This window comes from Oligella sp. HMSC05A10, from assembly GCF_001808335.1.
Taxonomy (GTDB): Bacteria; Pseudomonadota; Gammaproteobacteria; order Burkholderiales; family Burkholderiaceae_B; genus Oligella; species Oligella urethralis.
This window is the reverse complement of record NZ_KV792924.1, coordinates 1-1,488: the sequence shown is the minus strand read 5'-3', so window position 1 is coordinate 1,488 and position 1,488 is coordinate 1. Positions and strand designations below refer to the sequence as shown.

At 41.9% G+C, this 1,488-nt stretch carries 1 protein-coding gene and 1 pseudogene; one reads left to right on the top strand and one right to left on the bottom strand.

Annotated features, from left to right (window positions below):
* A pseudogene (locus tag HMPREF3144_RS11690) lies at positions 1 to 563 on the top strand (hypothetical protein); the annotation flags it as partial.
* Between the two features lie 116 nt (positions 564 to 679).
* On the opposite strand, the gene HMPREF3144_RS05550 reads toward HMPREF3144_RS11690, so the two are convergent.
* Complete coding sequence (locus tag HMPREF3144_RS05550) at positions 680 to 1,297, bottom strand: IS1634 family transposase (RefSeq protein ID WP_083290399.1); 618 nt, start codon at positions 1,295 to 1,297, stop codon at positions 680 to 682.
* Positions 1,298 to 1,488 lie beyond the last annotated feature (191 nt).

Sequence of the window (1,488 nt, the reverse complement as noted above, 5' to 3'; positions counted from 1 at the left end):
AACCCAAGAGTTCGCGCGTATGGCAGTCCATGACGTCACAACAAGAATTTATCAATCATTTATCGGCCATGATTGCGATTCGCAAACAACAAATCGATGATATAGAACGTGATCTTCAAAGCAATCGTCAAGTGATGATTAACACTTACAATGAGGCGCTCTTAATTGCCCAAAAAGCGGGGATTAAGAGCGCACCAAGTGGCTTATTAGGTCATAGTGACGTTAATAACAATGTCGTTCTTGAAATCAATGCTAATCCTCAACAACTCTATCTACAGGGAGAAGAAGTATTACAAGCACTTTTGGACGTTGCTAAAAACACACCGGTAACTTACCCAACAGAGTATTATCGCCTCCAATACGAAGTTGAGGCTTTAGAACCACTGCTTAAGGAACGCGCTGATTTTCAGTCATTTAGCTATTTAATGCGCCCCACTTTACCGCCTAAACGTTTGGCTCCAAAACGAGCACAAATGGCAGTTATTGGGGGCCTAATTGGCGGCATACTATCCTGTTTACTCGTTTTGATGTTAGCGGCTTTTAGAAATAGACAACGAGTCTAATTACCAAAAATGCTGAAGAAGAAAAAGCGGCGTGATTGAAGTACTCCCCCAAAAGTAGGACATAATAAATTCTAACCTTTGGGGAGGTATTTATAGCTAAAAAAAATAATGACGTGTCACCGTTCAAAGTCTTTCTCTATCCGCCACAGTTGCCCGTAATGTGCCAACAGCTCCTCAGCGCTTAGCTGGGTGTTAGTGATGTAACCTTTTAGGCCATCCCAAGCCGCATCGTTGTCGTACTTTTCCATATCGCTATAAATCTGAATTTCGCCACGCATTTTAAGGTACTTGTTATAGCCACGATTATTCAGATGGGCTTTGGTCAATTGTCTACTGTGAAGGCGTTGCTGGAGTCGTTCCAACCCTTTACAACGGTTATCCTTATCTCGGTGAGCCCGCTTACTGCTGTAATGCACAACCAGCCGTTCGCCTTCGTCCTTGATGAAGGAACGCGCCAGACCATCTTCCCAATCGACAGACTGTATTTCTTGTTTCATCTTTGCACTTTCCGTCTTGAGACGAGCGCCGATAATGTACATGTAACCCTTAGCTTTTAACGCATCGATATTGCGTTTAGTGAGCAGCCCACTATCGGCAACGACCACGGGTTTACCGATATTAAAACATTGACTAAAACGCTCCAGAAAGGGAATTAAGGTGTGTCCTTCGTAGCTGATAAGTAGTTGAATACTAACGAATCCTGACTTGTTTTCCTTCTCGCGAACGAACATCATGAGACACCTCTCGACAGTCAAAAAACGTCTTTATTTTATATTAAGCCATTGATTGAAAAGGAAACAGGTGGTTGTCCCAAGAAAATCGACGAAGACAGGAAAACTTTCACTAGGGTTACTCCTAGTAATAATTTTCGTTTAATAAAATTATTATTCAATTGAGACTTTTGCATAAAAGCAGTTAAATACCG